Source organism: Pseudomonas sp. ZL2, from assembly GCF_054788455.1.
This window is the reverse complement of the sequence record NZ_JBGOGX010000010.1, coordinates 17,504-32,192: the sequence shown is the minus strand read 5'-3', so window position 1 is coordinate 32,192 and position 14,689 is coordinate 17,504. Positions and strand designations below refer to the sequence as shown.

Sequence of the window (14,689 nt, the reverse complement as noted above, 5' to 3'; positions counted from 1 at the left end):
GCTTTTGTTGCCTGAACCAAGACCCCAAGGGAGGGGCTAGCATCTAAATTAGGGCGATACTATCAACCTCTCGCCTTGTAATTGGATCGATCATACGAGAGCGGCGAAACACGCCGCTCGCTACGATCGCGTCCACAACCGGAATAGTGGCTTGCCGAGTGTTGCGGCTGCCTGAGTGAGCGAATTCCCGCAGAATGAAATCCACACTGTGCTCTTTCACTTCGCCTTGATTCGCATTTGATTTGCCGACCACTAGCTCCCGGTTCTCGCCAAAAGCTTCAACCAGGCGGCGTAAGGGAAAACCGGCTGAAACTCTTGACTCAGGGAGGTTGATCCAGATGTCTAAAGGGTCTTGCATTTGCTCTGGACTCAGGCTCAACCTGATGTTGAGGGCCTTCAGCGCATCCTCTACTGCCTCCATTTTCGAGGTGTGCAGGAAGTCGACCAGGCGATCGCCCTGGGTCTGGGCCAGGCCCAGCAGACGGCACAGATCGGATTTGCGCATATCGCGGGCCATCATCTCGTTCCACAGCACGATCTTCGCCACAGTCACCGCTGGCAGTCGCACGACGTGCTGACCAGGTGCTGGCTCGGACGCGGCAGGAATGGCGCGACGTTGATCCACGTAGAGCGACAACGCGGTTTCAATCCCGTCCACGGCCTCCCGCAGCGCATCAGCAATATCGTCGCCGGCACTGTTGAGCTCTGGCAGGTCGTCACAAGTAACAGCGACACCTGGGTTTTCGTCTTCGTGAATAGTCACGGGGTAATCAAACATTTCTAGCCCTCCACTCGGCGGCTCTCTGTTGAATGTTTGCGGGTGATGAATGCGAGTGAGCTGGGGCTCATTCAAGCCCCAGCTGTTTGATGATTCCTTTGCGGGTTGGCTCTTTCATTTCCTTTGAGCCGTGGTCCGCAAAGACCGTTTGCTTGCCGTTTGGGGCGGTGACTTTGAAGTGGCTTCCTTTGCCTGCTTCGAAGGTCACCCCTTGGGCTTTCAACCATCGCCTGAACTCGCTGTACTTCATCACCTCGCCTCGTTGTTTGGATGAATTCAGTATACTACGAATTTGTGGTATTACAACGTTTTTGTGGTGCGTATTCCGAACCCAGTTCTTGAGCTGGGCTTTTCTTTCCAGGAGCATAACGATGAGTGACCGGTCGCGGTTTCTGACTGCAGGCAAGCTTTCGAGTACCTCCGGCCAGGTCGATATTGACCTCAAGACAGGTGCATTCACTATCAAGGGCCCGTCCGGAAACACGGTCATCGGCGACCTGGAGAGGGGCGACGTTGTTGCCCGAATCGATGCCGAGCCTACCGTCGAGCCGCTGCGCCTTGGCGGGGTCACGCTCTACGGTGAGCTGGCCCGCAAGATTCGCGAGGTACAGGAAATCGTGGAAGCCCACGGCGCTGGTGAGCTGAAGGTGGTCAAGCCCGGCGGCGAGCCCGGCAAGCCCTTCTTCATCATCGACGGCCAAATGTTCATCAACCAGGCCGAAGTCGACGCCGGCAAGCTTGCAGCCGTATACACCATCAAGACTCAAACTTTGCCCGGCGGCTACAAGGTGATGACCGGCCTTGTCGATCCCTGGAGGTTCGAGGTCACCGATCCAGCTGACGCCATCCGCCAAGTCATCCGCGAAGAGCTGCGACCAGGCGGCATGCTGAACTCCCGCTAATCCTGCTGCACCTTGCCCGCCTTGAGCGGGTCTCTTTTTCACATGGAGCACCACCTATGGCCGAGCCAACAAGCGCCGCCGCGAGCGTAGTGCTGGGCAAGTACGGGGTGGTGATGGCTGCATTCATCGGCTCGATTCTCTCGCTTGGCTTTCTGAAGGACCTGACCCGCTTCCAGGCCGCGACTGCTGTTGCGACCGGCTTCGGCTTCTCGGTCTACCTGACCCAGCCCGTCACCGCCTGGCTTGCCCCCAAGCTTGAACTTGCGGTGACCGATGACCTGCTGTGCGGTGTGGCCTTCGTGCTGGGCCTTACAGCCATGAACATCATCCCGGCAATCAAGGCTGCCATGGGGTCGTTCGTCGCGGCGCGAGGTGCCTGATATGAACAGCATCCTGGTTTCAGCGCTGACTGCCCTGGACGTGTTTCTGTGCGTTCTGGTGGTGGTTGCCGCCTGTGACTACCTGCGCAAGGTTCGCCCGGCTGACCAGCCGCTGCTGAGCATCGCCTTCTACCTGGTGGCCATCGGTGGGTTCGGTGCATTCGTCACTGCCCTGCAGGGTCACTGGGTAAACCCATTCGGCGCGATGCTCCACGCTGGGGTGGTCGCCTATGCCTGGGCCCGGCGCGGCCACGTGTTCAGCTAAGCCGCGCCACAAATTCCAAGTGCGCCGTTTCGTGGTGGATCATTCGGTCCTTAACAGGGGAAAGAGTTCATCGGGATTGCGCGACTCCAAGTTCATCTTTGCGCATGCGGCCTCTGCCAGCCCCTTTACTGGGTAGCTTAGTTTGAGCCGGACCTTCTCCTGGTTGTCGTAGATGTCGAAGCCATTTGACACGGTAGTGGCGTAGAAGCGGTTACCTGTTTGAATCGATTTGGTTTCTACAGGCACAGCTGGAACGATAACGAATCTTGGTTGCATTTTTTGTGCCTCCCCAGGCAGAGATTTAACTATTAGTCACTCATTTGGATAGCTGCCACAAACCTTAGAGGGAGGCGACGGGTGGAGTCGAACATGAGTCATCGTACAAAGGAGCTACCCATGGATAACCAGCACAAGAAAATCACCGGCTACCGCGACCTTAGCCAAAGCGAGATCGACGGCATGAATTCGATCAAGGCCCTGGAAGCGGACGCCGGCGAGCTGTTCAAGCAGATCAGCCAGATCGAGGGCGTTGACCCACGCCTGCTGGCTCTGGCCAAGACCAACCTGCAGCAGGGCTTCATGTGGTTCGTGCGCTCGATCGCTAAACCTGCTGATCCGTTCAGTTGATGAGAAGCGGAACTCGCCTTGAATGCGCGCGCCCGGTCACCGCAGACATTCACGATATCGCTGAGAGGCGTCCGCATCTGACTGTTGCGGCTGATGACGGTGTCCACGTGCTGCCTTGTGACCTGGTGCGCTCAGTGATCGCCGGCGGCAAGCCATCAGCAGTCCTGACCGAGCCAGTAGTTCGCCGGATAATTGAAGAGTGGCTTGAGGGGGTTACGGAATGACGACCATTGCTTACAAGGACGGCGTGATGGCCTACGACTCTCGCCAAACCCGGGGCGGAGCAATCGTTTCTGATGATTCCCCGAAGTGCCAGGTTGTCGGCGGTGTCAGCTTCTTCCTGTCGGGTGCTGTCAGCGATGAGAAGGCATTGATCGCCGCCTACTTCGGTACTCCATCGGCAGTTCCTGTGGAGTGCTCAGGCTATGTCGTCGATGGCGGAAAGCTCTTGCTGGTCGGTCATGACGATAAGACGGGTATCTGGAGGCAGGATCTCGACCCGGCCAACCCTGACGCGATCGGCAGCGGCTCCCCCTATGCCTTGGCTGCAATGGATATGGGCGCAAGCGCAGAAGACGCGGTGCGCGCTGCCATGAAGCGGGACATCTACACCGGCGGGAAGGTCCGGACGGTAGCTATTCGCGAAGAGGGTGTGCCGCAGGGGTAGTGCGGCACGGGTTGGTCACTTGCCCTTCAAGGCTTCCTGGATTGCGTCTGCATATCCGGAGAGTTTAGAAATTTCATCAGACAAAACTGCTTTATTGATGGGGTTTGAGACGGCGGCGGCAACAAGCTCAAGCGCAGCAATGACAGCTGCCTTTCGCTTTGAGTCGGCCCGATCCGCTGATTGGACTGCCGCAATGGAGCTGAATCTTTCGGACATTTCTACTTCCTTGCATTGATTGATCCCCACCAATACCGGCAACCGGCCACTATTTCAATGCCACATTCGTTTCCTGAGATTGCCTATGACAACCAAGCAACCCGACTGGGAGGCCATCGAACGAGCCTACCGGGCTGGTGCGCTTTCCATCAGAACCATCGCAGAGCGCCAGGGCGTGAGCGACACCGCAATCAGGAAGAAGGCCAAGGCCCTGAACTGGGCGCGGGACCTTTCCGACCAGGTGCGTAAAGAGGTTCGCAGCAAGCTGGTTCGCGGCGAGGTTCGCAACGATCAAGGCGCGAACCGCGAACTCGACACCGAAATCATCGAAGAGGCCGCAGAGGAGGGCGCGCAGGTAGTTCGCAGCCACCGCCGCGACATCCGCAAGGCCACCAACCTTGCGAACCTGCTGATGGATGATCTGCTGACCACCATTCAGCGCCGGGAGGAAATTGAGGAGGCGATCGACGAAGAGACCGCCGAGGACAGCAACGGCATGCGCCGCGCCTCGATGCTTGCCGCGGTGGCCCTCCCAAGTAACTCCAAGACCCTGTTCCAGCTGTCAGCTGCAATGAAGAACCTCCAGGTGCTCGAGCGCCAGGCATTCGGCCTGGACGAGAAGGAGAAGACGGACGAAGCGGACGAACTGTCCAAGCTGATGGATGAACTATCGAAGGAAGCCTGACCCATGAAGCCCGAGCACCTGAAATTGCTCCGGGACCGGTTCTGGCGGCTGAACAACCTGTACTTCATCACCGACAAGCAGGGGAAGAAGGTCCGCTTCCGCATGACGCAGGAGCAGGTCGATTACTTCCAGGGGATGCACACCCGCAACATCATCCTGAAGGCGCGGCAGCTGGGGTTCACCACCCTGGTGTGCATCGTCCAACTGGATGCAGCGCTGTTCGAGGCGGCAAAGTGCGCTCTGATCGCCCACACCTTGAACGACGCCAAGCGCCTGTTCAGGGAGAAGGTGAAGTACGCCTATGACAACCTGCCCAAGGAGATCAAGGCGGCCAACCCGGCGCGCAATGACGCCGCGGGCGAGCTGGTGTTCAGCAAGGGCGGATCGCTCTACGTCTCCACCTCGTTCCGGGGCGGCACGCTGCGTTACCTGCACGTTTCTGAGTTCGGGAAGATCTGCGCCAAGTTCCCGCACAAGGCACGGGAGATCGTCACCGGTGCGTTTGAGGCTGTGGCCGCTGAGTGCTTCGTCACCATTGAGTCGACTGCCGAGGGCCGCGCCGGGTACTTCTTCGATTACAGCCAGTCAGCCGAAAAGCAGCAGCTCGCCGGCGTGCCCCTGGGCCTGTTGGACTGGAAGTTTTTCTTCTTCAGCTGGTGGCGGAACCCGCTGTACTGGCTTGATCCGACTGATGTCACCATCCCAGACCGCCTGACAAAGTATTTCGACGACCTGACCGCAAAGCACGGCATCGTTACCAACCCAGGCCAGCGAGCCTGGTACACCGCCAAGGAAAAGACCCTCGGCGACGACATGAAGCGGGAGTACCCGTCGATCCCTGCCGAAGCGTTCCAGCAGACGATCGAGGGCGCCTACTACGCCAAGCAGTTCACCAAGCTCTACGCCGCCCAGCGCATCGGCAAGCTGCCAGACAACAGCCACCTGCCAGTGCACACCTTCTGGGACATCGGCGTGGGCGACTCCACGGCCATCTGGTTCGTCCGGATCGTCGGCGAGGAATACCACGTTGTCGACTTCTACCAGAACAGTGGTGAAGGCCTGCGGCACTACATGAAGGTGCTGAAGGATCGCGGCTACACCTACGGTGAGCATTGGGGCCCGCACGACATCGACAACCGTGAGTTCGGCAGCGACGGCAAGACACGCCGAGAGCTGGCCCGCGAGGGCTATGAGATCGATGGCGAGAAGTACCGGATGACATTCCTGGTCGTGCCCAAGCTCGGCATCGATGAAGGCATCGAGCAGGCCCGGGAGGTGTTGCCGAACTGCGCCTTCGACGAAGCCAAATGCGGCGAGGGCATTACCGCCCTTGAGAGCTACCGCAAAGAGTGGGACGACAAGCGTGGGTGCTGGAAGGATAAGCCGCTTCATGACTGGTCATCCCACCCGGCCGACGGTTTCCGCTATTTCGCCGTTGCCATGGCGCGACGTAAACGCACAGGCGGTGTCCGCCGCATCGGAGGTTTGGCGTAATGCCTGTTCAATCAACCAACCCAGACTACGACGCTCACATTGCTGAGTGGCGGATGATGGACGACGCCCTTGAGGGCGAGGGCGCTATCAAGCGCAGCCCGCGCAATCTGCCGAAGCCGAGCGGCATGGTCGAGGCCGAGAAGCTGGACGGCGCGGGTAACGCATACCTCTACCGTAACTACACCGACCGCGCCCAGTATGAGCATTGGGTGCGTGACTCGCTGCGCTCGATGATGGGTTTGGTCTCGCGACTGATCCCTGAGGTGAAACTGCCTGCCGGCCTGAAGGACCTCGAAGAGAATGCCACCGCCGACGGGTTTGGCTTGATTCAGTTGTTCCTGCGTATCGTGCGCCAGGCCATCTCGCATGGCCGGGTACCGCTGGTAGTCAACGTGGACGACGCGGGGCAGCCGTATTTCTCCACCTACGCAGTGCGCAACGCCATCAACTGGGACACGGCCGATCAGGGTGGTCGCCAGGACCTGGTCCTGTCTGTGTTCCGTGAGTTCCGGAAGAAGGATACCGAGGACCGCTACAGCCATGAGTGCGTGATGGTTTTCCGAGAGTTCTACATGGAAGGCGAAGTTTGCTACACCGCCGTGCGCAACGAGGCCGGCGAGTTGGTCGAGAACGCGCGCCCTCTGGGTACTGTCGGTACCGACAACCAGCTGGTGCGCGGCCTGGAGTACATCCCGGTTATCTATTGCGGATCGACCGACAACTCACCGGACGTAGACGAGATCCCGCTGCTGACCATGGCGCGGGCCGCGCTGAAGTCCTACCAGCTCAGCGCCGACTATTTCACCGCACTGCACCAGACCAGCCACCCGCAGCCGTGGGTGGCCGGCTTGGAGGATAGCGTCGAGCTCAGCGTCACCGGTCCGTCTGCTGCGTGGGACCTCGGCCCTAGAGGATCATGTGGTTATCTCGAGTTTCAGGGCGCCGGCATCCAGGCCGTCCGCACGGCAATGGAAGACCAGAAGAACGCGGCCCTTGAAGCTGGCGCCAAGGTCATGGACGTATCCGGCACCGAATCGGGCGAGGCCCGCAAGACCCGCCAGAACGACCAGCACGCCACGCTGCACAGTATCGTCATTACCGCTGCTGCCGGTATCGAGCAGGCGCTGCGCTATGCCGCAGAGTGGACTGGCTACAATCCGGATGAGGTCGTCTTCACGGTCAAGCCTGAGTTCGTGATCCCAGAGGTCAACGCCCAGGTCCTGGCCGAGCTGCAGAAGAGTGTTATGGCCGGCACCATCAGCGCCGAGACTTACTGGCAGTACCTCACCACCGGGAAGCTTCCCGAGCACCCCTACGACGAAGAGGCCGAATTGATCGGCGACGACCACGGCGCGGGCGGCGTCAACCTGGACAAAGAAGATGGCGACGAAACCGGAGCAGACGGCGGACGAGAAGCTGCTGGAGCAGGTAAGCCGCCACTCGGTACTGCTTGAGCGACTCAAGGCTGGCGAGGTCAAGAAGTTCGAGACCTACCTGCGCAGGGCTGATACCCACGTCCGCGACCAGCTCACCCGCAAGGAGCTGACGACTTACAGCCGCAGCAGGCTCGAGGAGTTTCTGGGGCGGGTGGGCGGCAAGCTGCTGGAGATCTACAAGGCATTCGGCGACCGCATGCAGTCCGACCTGGTGGACATCGCGCTGTATGAGGCGGCCTTCGAAGGCCGGAGCCTGGCCAAAGCGCTGCTGATCGACGCGATCATGCCGACCGATGCCCTGATCCGAACGGCGATCAACACGCAGCCGCTGCAGGTGTCGGGGATTGACGGCGGCACGCTGCTGAAATCCTTCCTCAACGGCTGGACACGCACGGAGTCGACCAGGGTAACCAACGCCATCCGGCTCGGCGTCGTGCAGGGGCAGACCAACGCCGAGATCACCCAGGCCATTCGCGGTACCGCGGCACAGAACTTCACCGACGGCGTCCTGGCCGTCAGCAACCGCAACGCCCGTTCAATCGTTCATACCGCAGTTCAGCATGTGGCCACCACGGCGCGCATGGAGACGCTCAAGGCGAACTCCGATGTCATCCCAGGCTATCGCTGGGTTTCGACGCTCGACCGCAAGACCAGCGCCCTGTGCAAGAGCCTGGACGGTCGAGTGTTCGAGGTGGGGAAGGGACCGTTGCCGCCGGCGCACGTCAATTGCCGCTCGACAACGGTGCCGGTAACCAGGCTGTCGGCGTTGTTTGGCGAAGGCGCAACGCGGGCATCCGTGGGGGCTGGCGGCGGCGCGCAGGTATCGGCGGGCCTAAGCTATTACCAATGGTTGAAAACGCAACCAGCGGCCTTCCAAGACGCTGCGCTGGGTCTAGTCCGCGCAAAGCTGTTTCGCGATGGTGGTCTGACAGCTGACCGATTCGCCGCACTGCAGTTGGACAAAAGCTTCAAACCGTTAACTTTGGAGCAACTGAAAGTAATGGAGCCCATAGCATTCGAGCGGGCAGGGATTACCTGACCGCTCGCTTGTGCAACTTACAGGTGCTGCACTGCACTACTTTTCATGTTTCTCCATGAACTTGATTGCTTCTTTCCAGTTTACTTCGATAGCGTTAACCGGCCGGTAGAAGTACTCGTAGCTTTGCTTGATACGGGTAAATACCCCTGTCTCTACCAAGGCATCCACCACATCAGTAGTAGCCTGCATGGTGTTCTTGTACGGTGAGTTCTGAGGCAAGAAAAAACTACGGATCACCGGGTCGAGAGTGCCGCTTTGGTTTGCAGGGAATTTGTCCAGGGTCTGAGCGCGCTGATTAATTGCCATGTTGACGATGGAGCGTTTTTCAAGCCATTTCACAAAGGCCAGAACGTCGAGTTTTGCGCCTGGGCCGCCGTGTGGCAAGCGGATGTAACGGCCATCCGGGCTCAACAAGGATGGAGACAATGGCGCTTCAGCACCGGTCCTTTGGTTTTCGACCAGGCGCGTGTATTCTGCGTAAGGCAGCACCGCAAAAATTGGTGCTTCGTTCTGATCAAGGATGAATTGAACAGTTGCTTTCATGTTGGATATCTCTGTTTCATTTGTTTGTACAAGATAAATGAAATTATTGAAAATCGCAAGACGCCCTGGGTGATTTTGCGAAGATTTTTAATTGGACCGCCTTCAGGCGGTTTTTTTGTGCCTGCTGAAAACCCACACCCCGCTTAGACGGGGCTTTTTTCTGCCCGCCAGGCGGGTCCGCCAATCCCCAAGGGAAAGCATCATGCCTTTCGATTTCGACCCGGCCGCCCACGGCCTCACTCTCGATGAAACCCAAGCCGAAGCGCTCAAGGCAGCACTCGGTGGCGAGGTACAGAAATACCTGGACGGCGAGGTCTCGGGCCTCAAGTCCAAGAACCAGGAGCTGATCGGCTCCAACAAGACCATCAAGACCGAGCTGGACAAACTGAAGGGCCAGTTCGACGGTCTGGATATCGAAGCGGTCAAGGGCCTGCTGGCCAAAGTCGGCCAGGACGAAGAGACCAAGCTGATCGCCGAGGGCAAGCTGGACGAGGTTATTAACCGTCGTACCGAGCGCCTACGCGGTGACTTGGAAAAGCAGGTTAAGGCCGCCAACGAGCGCGCCGACAAGGCCGAAGCCTTCGCTGCCAAGTACAGCGACAAGGTGTTGGCCGACTCCATCCGCGCTGCCGCCATCAAGGCCGGAGCGCTGCCCGAGGCTGCCGAGGACATCATTCTTCGCGCCCGTGGCACCTTCAAGCTGAGCGAAGACGGCGAACCTGTCGCCACTGATCGTGCCGGCGAAGTCGTGTACGGGAAGGACGGCAAGACCCCGCTGTCTCCCCTCGAATGGGCGGAATCGCTGCGCGAGACCGCTACCCACCTGTGGCCAAGGGCTCAGGGTGCCGGGCCGACCGGCGACAACGGTGGCAAGGCCACGAAGAAATGGGGCGAGTACACCGAGACCGAGCGCGCTGCGATGGCTCGCGACAACCCCGACGCTTTCAAAAAACTCCAAGCCACCCGAGGAACTTAAACCATGGCATCTACCCAACTGTCGGATATCTTCGTTTCCGACTACTACGGCACCCTGGAGCCGGTGAACTCCCCCGAGAAGACTGCCGTCTTCGAGTCGGGCATCGTGACCCGCTCGGCGACTCTCGACGACATCGCCAAGAACGGTCAGGGCACTTCCGAAATCAGCTATTGGCAGGACCTGGACGCCGACGAGGCGCCAAACATTTCCAACGACAACTCCGACGACCTGGGCGAGGTTGGCAAGGCGAAACAGGGCAGCATGCGGGCTCGGACCTTGTACCTCAACAAAGGGTACGGCGTTTCCGATCTCACCGCTGAGCTTGCCAACTCCGAGCCGCAGCAACACATCCGCAACCGCTTTGGTACTTACTGGACCCGCCAGTGGCAGCGTTACCTGCTGGGCTCAGCGCGTGGCGTGATCGCCTCCAACATCGCCAACAACGGCGGTGACATGGTCAAGGACTCCGGCGCATCGATCAGCGCTAATGCCTTCCAGGACGCCGCCTTTACCGCCGGCGACGCCGCCGATATGTTCGCTGCAATCGGCGTGCACTCGGTGGTGATGAACCAGATGGTCAAGCAGGACATGATCGAGTACCTGCGCGACTCCCAGGGCAAGATCATCCTGGCCACCTATCTGGGCAAACCAGTGTTCATGGATGACAGCCTGACCTACGCGCCAGGCCAGTTCCTGTCCGTCTTCTTCGGCCAGGGTGCATTCGGCTACGGCGAGGGCTCGCCAACCGTACCGGTCGAGCTGGAGCGCAAGCCCGGCGGCGGTAACGGTGGTGGTGCCGAGGTCCTGTGGGAGCGCAAGACTTTCATCCTGCAGCCAGCCGGATTCAGCTGGAAGGGCAGCGAGAACTTAAACCTCAGTCCCTCTGCTGTCCAATACGCCAGTGCCGCCAACTGGCAGCGCGTGTTCGACCGCAAGCAGGTCCCGTTCGCCGCGGTAATCAGCGGCACTGCCACCCCTTGACCCCATGATGCGGGGCGCCGACCTGGTGCCCTGCGCAGGAGCTCACCATGAAAGTCATCTACACCAACTCCCCGGGCAGCGAGCGCGGCACCTGCTATCGCCGCCTGGATCAGTTCTTTGGCGTCATCGACGGCGCCACCTCGGTTTCTGTGCAGGGCAATGCCCCCCATATCGGCGAGGCGTACCAGCGACAGGGCATCAGCGTCAGCGAGATCGAGGAAGGCCTGCGCCTGGATGGCCCGACCATCGCCCAGTGGGTAGCGGAGGGCTACAAGGTTTCTGCTTACCCGCCGGCTGGCTATGCCTCTGTGAGCAGCCAGGCCGAGATCGACAAAGCGATTGAGGCAGAGGGCGGCGACGACGAGACCGACCCGCACAAAATGAAGGTCCCGCAGCTAAAGGAGTGGCTGACGGCCCAGGGCATCACCTTCGACGCCGCCCTCAACAAGCCCGACCTGCAGGCCCTGATCCCGAAGGAATAAGCCATGACCGACTTCATCACCGTCGCTGACGTCGACCAGAAGCTTGGGCCGGGTTGGGCGGGCTCCGGTGATGCTGTTCTTGCCGTAGCCATGGCCAATGCCTGGCTCACAGCCAAGATCAGGCGGACGGTGCCAGACCCGATGCCGGACGCGATCGTGTCCGCCGGTGCACAGGTGGCCAAGCTGGCTACCGAGAACAAGCTCTACAAGGACACTGGCAAAGAGGTGCTCAGCAAGACCGTGTCAGCTCAGGCTGGCACCTCGACTAGCAAGACTTACGCCGAGGGGTCAGTCGAGCTGTCCGCGGCTGAGAATTTCGCATTGGACCTGATTGCGCCCTGGGTGCGTCGCTCCGGGACCGTCATGCTCAAGAGGATTTGACCATGGGCATGCGCGAAGAGATTCAGGCTGAGCTGGCCGAGGCTTTCGATGATCCCGATGGTCTGGCTGACGCCGTGAGGCCGGTGGCCGGCAGTCGCACCACCAAAGGCGGATACGACCCCGCGATTGGTGGAACGGTACCAGCCACGACGATCCACTATTCGGGGCGTGGGGTGTTCGGCAGCTACCTGGCCAAGGAGATTGATGGGGCTCGCATCCAGACTGAGGACGTGAAGCTGCTGGTGCTGCAGAACGAGCTGTTCGAAGAGGAAAGCGGTGCGGTCACCGAAACGCCGGCCGCCCCCAAGGTCGGCGATCAGGTCAGTGGCTACCGGGCGCTCAACGTTTCGGAGGACCCGGCCAAGGCCACCTGGACAATACAGCTGAGGAAATGACCATGCCACGCGGTTCACACATGACTCAGCGATACGGCGGGCTGCAGGGCGGATTCGCTGACAGCATTCGGGCTTTTGCAGAGCAGGCTGAGCAGGCGCTTGATGCCACGTTTCGCGAGATTGTGATCGAGATTGGCAGCAGCGTTATCCGCATGTCGCCAGTAGGCGATCCCGAGATCTGGAAAGCCAACGTAGCTCACCGGGCGGCCAACACTCGGGCCGCTGACAACTACGATTTCAAGGTCGCCGTACGCAACACCCTGATCAACCTCAACCAAGACAACTTCACGAAGGCCGGGAAGCTGCGAAGGGGCGTGAAGTACACCAAGCCGCTGACGAAGGCCGAGCGCGAGCAGAACTTCGCTGTGAACGGTCTTGTGGCGGGCCAGGGCTATGTTGGTGGACGCTTCCGTGGCAATTGGCAATTCTCGATTGATGCGCCGGCGACTGGTGAGCTGGAACGTATCGACCGATCGGGTAATGAGACCATTGCCGAGCTGGAGGCGCAGGTCGCGGCGCTTACGATCGGCCAGACCGCCTACATCGTGAACAATCTGCCGTACGCGATCCCTCTCGAGTACGGCCATTCGACACAGGCGCCGCACGGAATGGTTCGCGTGACGCTGGCGCGCTTCAAGGCCATCGTCGATGAAGCCATCAGGAACAACCAGGTATGAGCCACGCGCGCGCCCGACAGGCAATTGAGATCAAGCTGGCCGCCTGGGCGGCTGCGCGCCCGATCCGGGTCGCGCACATGGAGGAGGACTTCGAGGCCGCTCCGGGCGAAACCTACCTCCGGGCCTTCCTACTGCCGGCCAGCACCACCACCCGCTACTTGGCTGCTGAGGCCTTGGAGTACCGGGGTATCTATCAGATCAGCATCGTCTGCCCGGCGGGCCAGGCCCTCGCTACTGCCGACGCCCTGGTCGACGAACTGAGCGATCTGTTCCGCGTCGACACCGAACTCAGCCGCAACGGCTTCGAAGGCCTGATCGTCGAGCCGCTGGAGCAGGGGCCCACCATCACCGAGCCGGCGACCTACACGGTCCCGACCAGCTTCACCTACCAGGGTGTCGCAGACCAACCGCCCGCTGGGGCATAGCCGGAGGTGCCATGGACACTCGCGAACTGCCAGGCCGAAAGAGAGAGCTTGAAGAGGAGCTAAACAAGGTAATCCAGTCAGCCGTGGACCGCTTCCGCAAAGAGGCAGGTGTGGATGTCGTAGCGATTGATGTGAATGTTTTCCGTGTTTACTCCCTTGCCGAAGAGCCGCCTCCTCGATCGATCGGTAGCGTGATGGTAACCCTCGACCTCTGAACCATAACCCTCAACTCCAGCCCGCCGCGTGCGGGCTTTTTCGTTTCTACAAAGAGGAAATACACCATGGCCGCACGCATTCCGCTGCCCAACGGATCCGTTGTCGAGATCGCTTCGGTTCTCGGCACTGCAGTCCCTTTCACCGCCCTGACCAACGCTAAGCCGCCGGTGGCCGCCTCGGTCGGGCATGGCATCGACGCTGGCGATATCCTGCTGATCAACTCAGGTTGGGCACTGATCAACGACCGCGCCGTCAAGGCATCCGGTGTTACCACCGACGCTTTCTCGCTGGCCGGTCTCGATACCACCAACGAGGAGCGCTTCACCGCAGGTGCTGGCGCCGGTTCTGTTGTAGCGGTTTCGGGCTGGACTCAGATCTCCAAGGTCACTGCCTTCACTGTATCCGGCGGTGAGCAGCAGTTCCTCACCGTTGGTTACCTGGAGAATGACGACGACCTCCAGTTCCCCACCAACCGCAACCCGATCAGCGTTTCGATCGCTGTCGAAGATCAGCCTGAGGCCGGGTATGTCGGCGTGGTTGAGGGCTATGACGACTCCAAGGAGCTTGCTGTGGTTCGCCTGAAACTTCCGGGCAATCGCCAGATCCTGATGCCCGGCTACGTGAGCATCACCAGCACGCCGACCATGGACCGCAACCAGTTGATGACTCGTACCATCAGCATCGGCCTGTCCGGTCGCCCAACCCGCTACAACGCCTAAGGGGGACTCATGGCGAAGATTAAGATCGCGCAGAACCCAACGTTCGGCGCCGCGGTACAGCTTCCACGAGTCGGCTCGGCCCCGGTTGAGGTTGGTTTCGAGTTTCGTTACTTGGACCGTATCGCGCTGTCCGAGATGTTCGACCGGTGGAACAAGGCGCGCGATGCCTGGGAGGAGAAGGCGAAGAAAAAGGGTGTCAGCTGGAAGGACGCCACTGCCGCCGAGATCGAGCTTCAGGCTGATCAGCTGAAGGATATCGTGGTCGGCTGGGATCTCGACGACGAGTTCAGCGACGACGCCATTCTCGACCTAGTGCGAACCTGCACTGGCGCGCCGAAAGCTGTCATCGACGCGTTCCAGAGCGCCTACAGCCCGGCCCGCCTGGGAAACTGAAGCGCGCGGCCA

General features: G+C 60.2%; 24 protein-coding genes. 19 read left to right on the top strand and 5 right to left on the bottom strand.

The window, feature by feature from the left end:
* Window positions 1-43: 43 nt before the first annotated feature.
* Window positions 44-778: a type II toxin-antitoxin system HicB family antitoxin gene (locus ABM562_RS10535; protein ID WP_460421873.1), complete on the bottom strand. Its 735-nt coding sequence runs from the start codon at window positions 776-778 to the stop codon at window positions 44-46.
* Window positions 779-845: 67 nt separating this feature from the next.
* Window positions 846-1,028 carry a type II toxin-antitoxin system HicA family toxin gene (locus ABM562_RS10530; RefSeq protein WP_045201677.1) on the bottom strand — a complete coding sequence of 61 codons (183 nt, stop codon included), beginning with the start codon at window positions 1,026-1,028 and terminating at the stop codon, window positions 846-848.
* Window positions 1,029-1,149: 121 nt separating this feature from the next.
* Here ABM562_RS10530 and ABM562_RS10525 point away from each other — a divergent pair, with 121 nt between their 5' ends.
* The 3 genes from ABM562_RS10525 to ABM562_RS10515 are packed head-to-tail and all read left to right on the top strand — an operon-like array spanning window position 1,150 to window position 2,325.
* A complete protein-coding gene (locus ABM562_RS10525) occupies window positions 1,150-1,680 on the top strand; it encodes a hypothetical protein (protein ID WP_460421870.1) in 531 nt (176 codons plus the stop codon).
* A gap of 56 nt (window positions 1,681-1,736) precedes the next feature.
* Window positions 1,737-2,060, top strand: a complete 324-nt coding sequence (locus tag ABM562_RS10520; RefSeq protein ID WP_258593563.1) for a peptidase M48, Ste24p — start codon at window positions 1,737-1,739, stop codon at window positions 2,058-2,060.
* A gap of 1 nt (window position 2,061) precedes the next feature.
* Complete coding sequence (locus ABM562_RS10515; protein ID WP_460421869.1) at window positions 2,062-2,325, top strand: hypothetical protein; 264 nt, start codon at window positions 2,062-2,064, stop codon at window positions 2,323-2,325.
* 39 nt (window positions 2,326-2,364) lie between these two features.
* On the opposite strand, the gene ABM562_RS10510 is transcribed toward ABM562_RS10515, so the two are convergent.
* A complete protein-coding gene (locus ABM562_RS10510) occupies window positions 2,365-2,601 on the bottom strand; it encodes a hypothetical protein (RefSeq protein WP_460421867.1) in 237 nt (78 codons plus the stop codon).
* A 120-nt stretch (window positions 2,602-2,721) separates the two neighbouring features.
* On the opposite strand from ABM562_RS10510, the gene ABM562_RS10505 reads away from it, so the two are divergent.
* The gene (locus ABM562_RS10505; RefSeq protein ID WP_007941832.1) at window positions 2,722-2,952 is read left to right on the top strand and encodes an Acb2/Tad1 domain-containing protein; all 231 of its coding nucleotides are present in this window, start codon (window positions 2,722-2,724) and stop codon (window positions 2,950-2,952) included.
* Between the two features lie 220 nt (window positions 2,953-3,172).
* Window positions 3,173-3,619, top strand: coding sequence for an Ntn hydrolase family protein (locus ABM562_RS10500; protein WP_460421866.1), 447 nt, complete (start codon window positions 3,173-3,175; stop codon window positions 3,617-3,619).
* Window positions 3,620-3,634: 15 nt separating this feature from the next.
* Here the strand turns inward: ABM562_RS10500 and ABM562_RS10495 are convergent, their stop codons facing one another.
* On the bottom strand, window positions 3,635-3,835 hold the full coding sequence (locus ABM562_RS10495; RefSeq protein ID WP_460421864.1) for a hypothetical protein: 201 nt from the start codon (window positions 3,833-3,835) through the stop codon (window positions 3,635-3,637).
* An 85-nt stretch (window positions 3,836-3,920) separates the two neighbouring features.
* Between ABM562_RS10495 and ABM562_RS10490 the strand changes: the two genes are divergently transcribed.
* Genes ABM562_RS10490 through ABM562_RS10475 form a run of 4 tightly spaced genes read left to right on the top strand, consistent with a single transcriptional unit; the run spans window position 3,921 to window position 8,489 of the window.
* Window positions 3,921-4,520, top strand: a complete 600-nt coding sequence (locus tag ABM562_RS10490) for a hypothetical protein (RefSeq protein ID WP_045194460.1) — start codon at window positions 3,921-3,923, stop codon at window positions 4,518-4,520.
* A 3-nt stretch (window positions 4,521-4,523) separates the two neighbouring features.
* Entirely contained in the window at window positions 4,524-6,014 is a 1,491-nt protein-coding gene (locus ABM562_RS10485; RefSeq protein WP_460421862.1) for a terminase, read from the top strand.
* A gap of 53 nt (window positions 6,015-6,067) precedes the next feature.
* Window positions 6,068-7,468 (top strand): DUF4055 domain-containing protein, encoded by a 1,401-nt coding sequence (locus tag ABM562_RS10480; protein WP_460421860.1) that lies wholly within the window; start codon window positions 6,068-6,070, stop codon window positions 7,466-7,468.
* Window positions 7,395-8,489, top strand: a complete 1,095-nt coding sequence (locus ABM562_RS10475) for a minor capsid protein (protein ID WP_460421858.1) — start codon at window positions 7,395-7,397, stop codon at window positions 8,487-8,489. The genes ABM562_RS10480 and ABM562_RS10475 overlap by 74 nt, the downstream gene beginning before the upstream one ends.
* 36 nt (window positions 8,490-8,525) lie before the next feature.
* On the opposite strand, the gene ABM562_RS10470 is transcribed toward ABM562_RS10475, so the two are convergent.
* The gene (locus ABM562_RS10470) at window positions 8,526-9,032 is read right to left on the bottom strand and encodes a hypothetical protein (RefSeq protein ID WP_460421856.1); all 507 of its coding nucleotides are present in this window, start codon (window positions 9,030-9,032) and stop codon (window positions 8,526-8,528) included.
* 202 nt (window positions 9,033-9,234) lie between these two features.
* Here ABM562_RS10470 and ABM562_RS10465 point away from each other — a divergent pair, with 202 nt between their 5' ends.
* The 10 genes from ABM562_RS10465 to ABM562_RS10420 all read left to right on the top strand — a co-directional run bounded on the left by ABM562_RS10465 (window position 9,235) and on the right by ABM562_RS10420 (window position 14,677).
* Entirely contained in the window at window positions 9,235-10,008 is a 774-nt protein-coding gene (locus tag ABM562_RS10465) for a hypothetical protein (protein ID WP_460421854.1), read from the top strand.
* A 3-nt stretch (window positions 10,009-10,011) separates the two neighbouring features.
* Window positions 10,012-10,989 carry a phage coat protein gene (locus tag ABM562_RS10460; RefSeq protein WP_460421852.1) on the top strand — a complete coding sequence of 326 codons (978 nt, stop codon included), beginning with the start codon at window positions 10,012-10,014 and terminating at the stop codon, window positions 10,987-10,989.
* Between the two features lie 47 nt (window positions 10,990-11,036).
* Window positions 11,037-11,471 carry a HeH/LEM domain-containing protein gene (locus ABM562_RS10455; RefSeq protein ID WP_460421850.1) on the top strand — a complete coding sequence of 145 codons (435 nt, stop codon included), beginning with the start codon at window positions 11,037-11,039 and terminating at the stop codon, window positions 11,469-11,471.
* 3 nt (window positions 11,472-11,474) lie between these two features.
* Window positions 11,475-11,852, top strand: coding sequence for a hypothetical protein (locus tag ABM562_RS10450; protein ID WP_460421848.1), 378 nt, complete (start codon window positions 11,475-11,477; stop codon window positions 11,850-11,852).
* Window positions 11,853-11,854: 2 nt separating this feature from the next.
* Window positions 11,855-12,247 (top strand): hypothetical protein, encoded by a 393-nt coding sequence (locus tag ABM562_RS10445; RefSeq protein ID WP_460421846.1) that lies wholly within the window; start codon window positions 11,855-11,857, stop codon window positions 12,245-12,247.
* A gap of 2 nt (window positions 12,248-12,249) precedes the next feature.
* The gene (locus ABM562_RS10440; RefSeq protein WP_460421844.1) at window positions 12,250-12,924 is read left to right on the top strand and encodes a hypothetical protein; all 675 of its coding nucleotides are present in this window, start codon (window positions 12,250-12,252) and stop codon (window positions 12,922-12,924) included.
* The gene (locus ABM562_RS10435) at window positions 12,921-13,349 is read left to right on the top strand and encodes a phage tail terminator-like protein (RefSeq protein WP_460421842.1); all 429 of its coding nucleotides are present in this window, start codon (window positions 12,921-12,923) and stop codon (window positions 13,347-13,349) included. The genes ABM562_RS10440 and ABM562_RS10435 overlap by 4 nt, the downstream gene beginning before the upstream one ends.
* Before the next feature lie 11 nt (window positions 13,350-13,360).
* Window positions 13,361-13,564 carry a hypothetical protein gene (locus tag ABM562_RS10430; RefSeq protein ID WP_460421840.1) on the top strand — a complete coding sequence of 68 codons (204 nt, stop codon included), beginning with the start codon at window positions 13,361-13,363 and terminating at the stop codon, window positions 13,562-13,564.
* A 66-nt stretch (window positions 13,565-13,630) separates the two neighbouring features.
* On the top strand, window positions 13,631-14,284 hold the full coding sequence (locus ABM562_RS10425; protein ID WP_460421839.1) for a phage tail protein: 654 nt from the start codon (window positions 13,631-13,633) through the stop codon (window positions 14,282-14,284).
* Between the two features lie 9 nt (window positions 14,285-14,293).
* Window positions 14,294-14,677, top strand: coding sequence for a phage tail assembly chaperone (locus ABM562_RS10420; protein ID WP_460421837.1), 384 nt, complete (start codon window positions 14,294-14,296; stop codon window positions 14,675-14,677).
* Window positions 14,678-14,689: the final 12 nt, after the last annotated feature.

Coding starts and splice junctions, on each gene's coding strand:
- ABM562_RS10530 (WP_045201677.1), bottom strand. CDS start 1,028: ATGAAGTACAGCGAGTTCAGGCGATGGTTGAAAGCCCAAGGGGTGACC.
- ABM562_RS10445 (WP_460421846.1), top strand. CDS start 11,855: ATGGGCATGCGCGAAGAGATTCAGGCTGAGCTGGCCGAGGCTTTCGAT.
- ABM562_RS10500 (WP_460421866.1), top strand. CDS start 3,173: ATGACGACCATTGCTTACAAGGACGGCGTGATGGCCTACGACTCTCGC.
- ABM562_RS10435 (WP_460421842.1), top strand. CDS start 12,921: ATGAGCCACGCGCGCGCCCGACAGGCAATTGAGATCAAGCTGGCCGCC.
- ABM562_RS10520 (WP_258593563.1), top strand. CDS start 1,737: ATGGCCGAGCCAACAAGCGCCGCCGCGAGCGTAGTGCTGGGCAAGTAC.
- ABM562_RS10450 (WP_460421848.1), top strand. CDS start 11,475: ATGACCGACTTCATCACCGTCGCTGACGTCGACCAGAAGCTTGGGCCG.
- ABM562_RS10425 (WP_460421839.1), top strand. CDS start 13,631: ATGGCCGCACGCATTCCGCTGCCCAACGGATCCGTTGTCGAGATCGCT.
- ABM562_RS10440 (WP_460421844.1), top strand. CDS start 12,250: ATGCCACGCGGTTCACACATGACTCAGCGATACGGCGGGCTGCAGGGC.
- ABM562_RS10480 (WP_460421860.1), top strand. CDS start 6,068: ATGATGGACGACGCCCTTGAGGGCGAGGGCGCTATCAAGCGCAGCCCG.
- ABM562_RS10490 (WP_045194460.1), top strand. CDS start 3,921: ATGACAACCAAGCAACCCGACTGGGAGGCCATCGAACGAGCCTACCGG.
- ABM562_RS10475 (WP_460421858.1), top strand. CDS start 7,395: ATGGCGACGAAACCGGAGCAGACGGCGGACGAGAAGCTGCTGGAGCAG.
- ABM562_RS10460 (WP_460421852.1), top strand. CDS start 10,012: ATGGCATCTACCCAACTGTCGGATATCTTCGTTTCCGACTACTACGGC.
- ABM562_RS10525 (WP_460421870.1), top strand. CDS start 1,150: ATGAGTGACCGGTCGCGGTTTCTGACTGCAGGCAAGCTTTCGAGTACC.
- ABM562_RS10515 (WP_460421869.1), top strand. CDS start 2,062: ATGAACAGCATCCTGGTTTCAGCGCTGACTGCCCTGGACGTGTTTCTG.
- ABM562_RS10495 (WP_460421864.1), bottom strand. CDS start 3,835: ATGTCCGAAAGATTCAGCTCCATTGCGGCAGTCCAATCAGCGGATCGG.
- ABM562_RS10505 (WP_007941832.1), top strand. CDS start 2,722: ATGGATAACCAGCACAAGAAAATCACCGGCTACCGCGACCTTAGCCAA.
- ABM562_RS10510 (WP_460421867.1), bottom strand. CDS start 2,601: ATGCAACCAAGATTCGTTATCGTTCCAGCTGTGCCTGTAGAAACCAAA.
- ABM562_RS10485 (WP_460421862.1), top strand. CDS start 4,524: ATGAAGCCCGAGCACCTGAAATTGCTCCGGGACCGGTTCTGGCGGCTG.
- ABM562_RS10470 (WP_460421856.1), bottom strand. CDS start 9,032: ATGAAAGCAACTGTTCAATTCATCCTTGATCAGAACGAAGCACCAATT.
- ABM562_RS10465 (WP_460421854.1), top strand. CDS start 9,235: ATGCCTTTCGATTTCGACCCGGCCGCCCACGGCCTCACTCTCGATGAA.
- ABM562_RS10455 (WP_460421850.1), top strand. CDS start 11,037: ATGAAAGTCATCTACACCAACTCCCCGGGCAGCGAGCGCGGCACCTGC.
- ABM562_RS10535 (WP_460421873.1), bottom strand. CDS start 778: ATGTTTGATTACCCCGTGACTATTCACGAAGACGAAAACCCAGGTGTC.
- ABM562_RS10430 (WP_460421840.1), top strand. CDS start 13,361: ATGGACACTCGCGAACTGCCAGGCCGAAAGAGAGAGCTTGAAGAGGAG.
- ABM562_RS10420 (WP_460421837.1), top strand. CDS start 14,294: ATGGCGAAGATTAAGATCGCGCAGAACCCAACGTTCGGCGCCGCGGTA.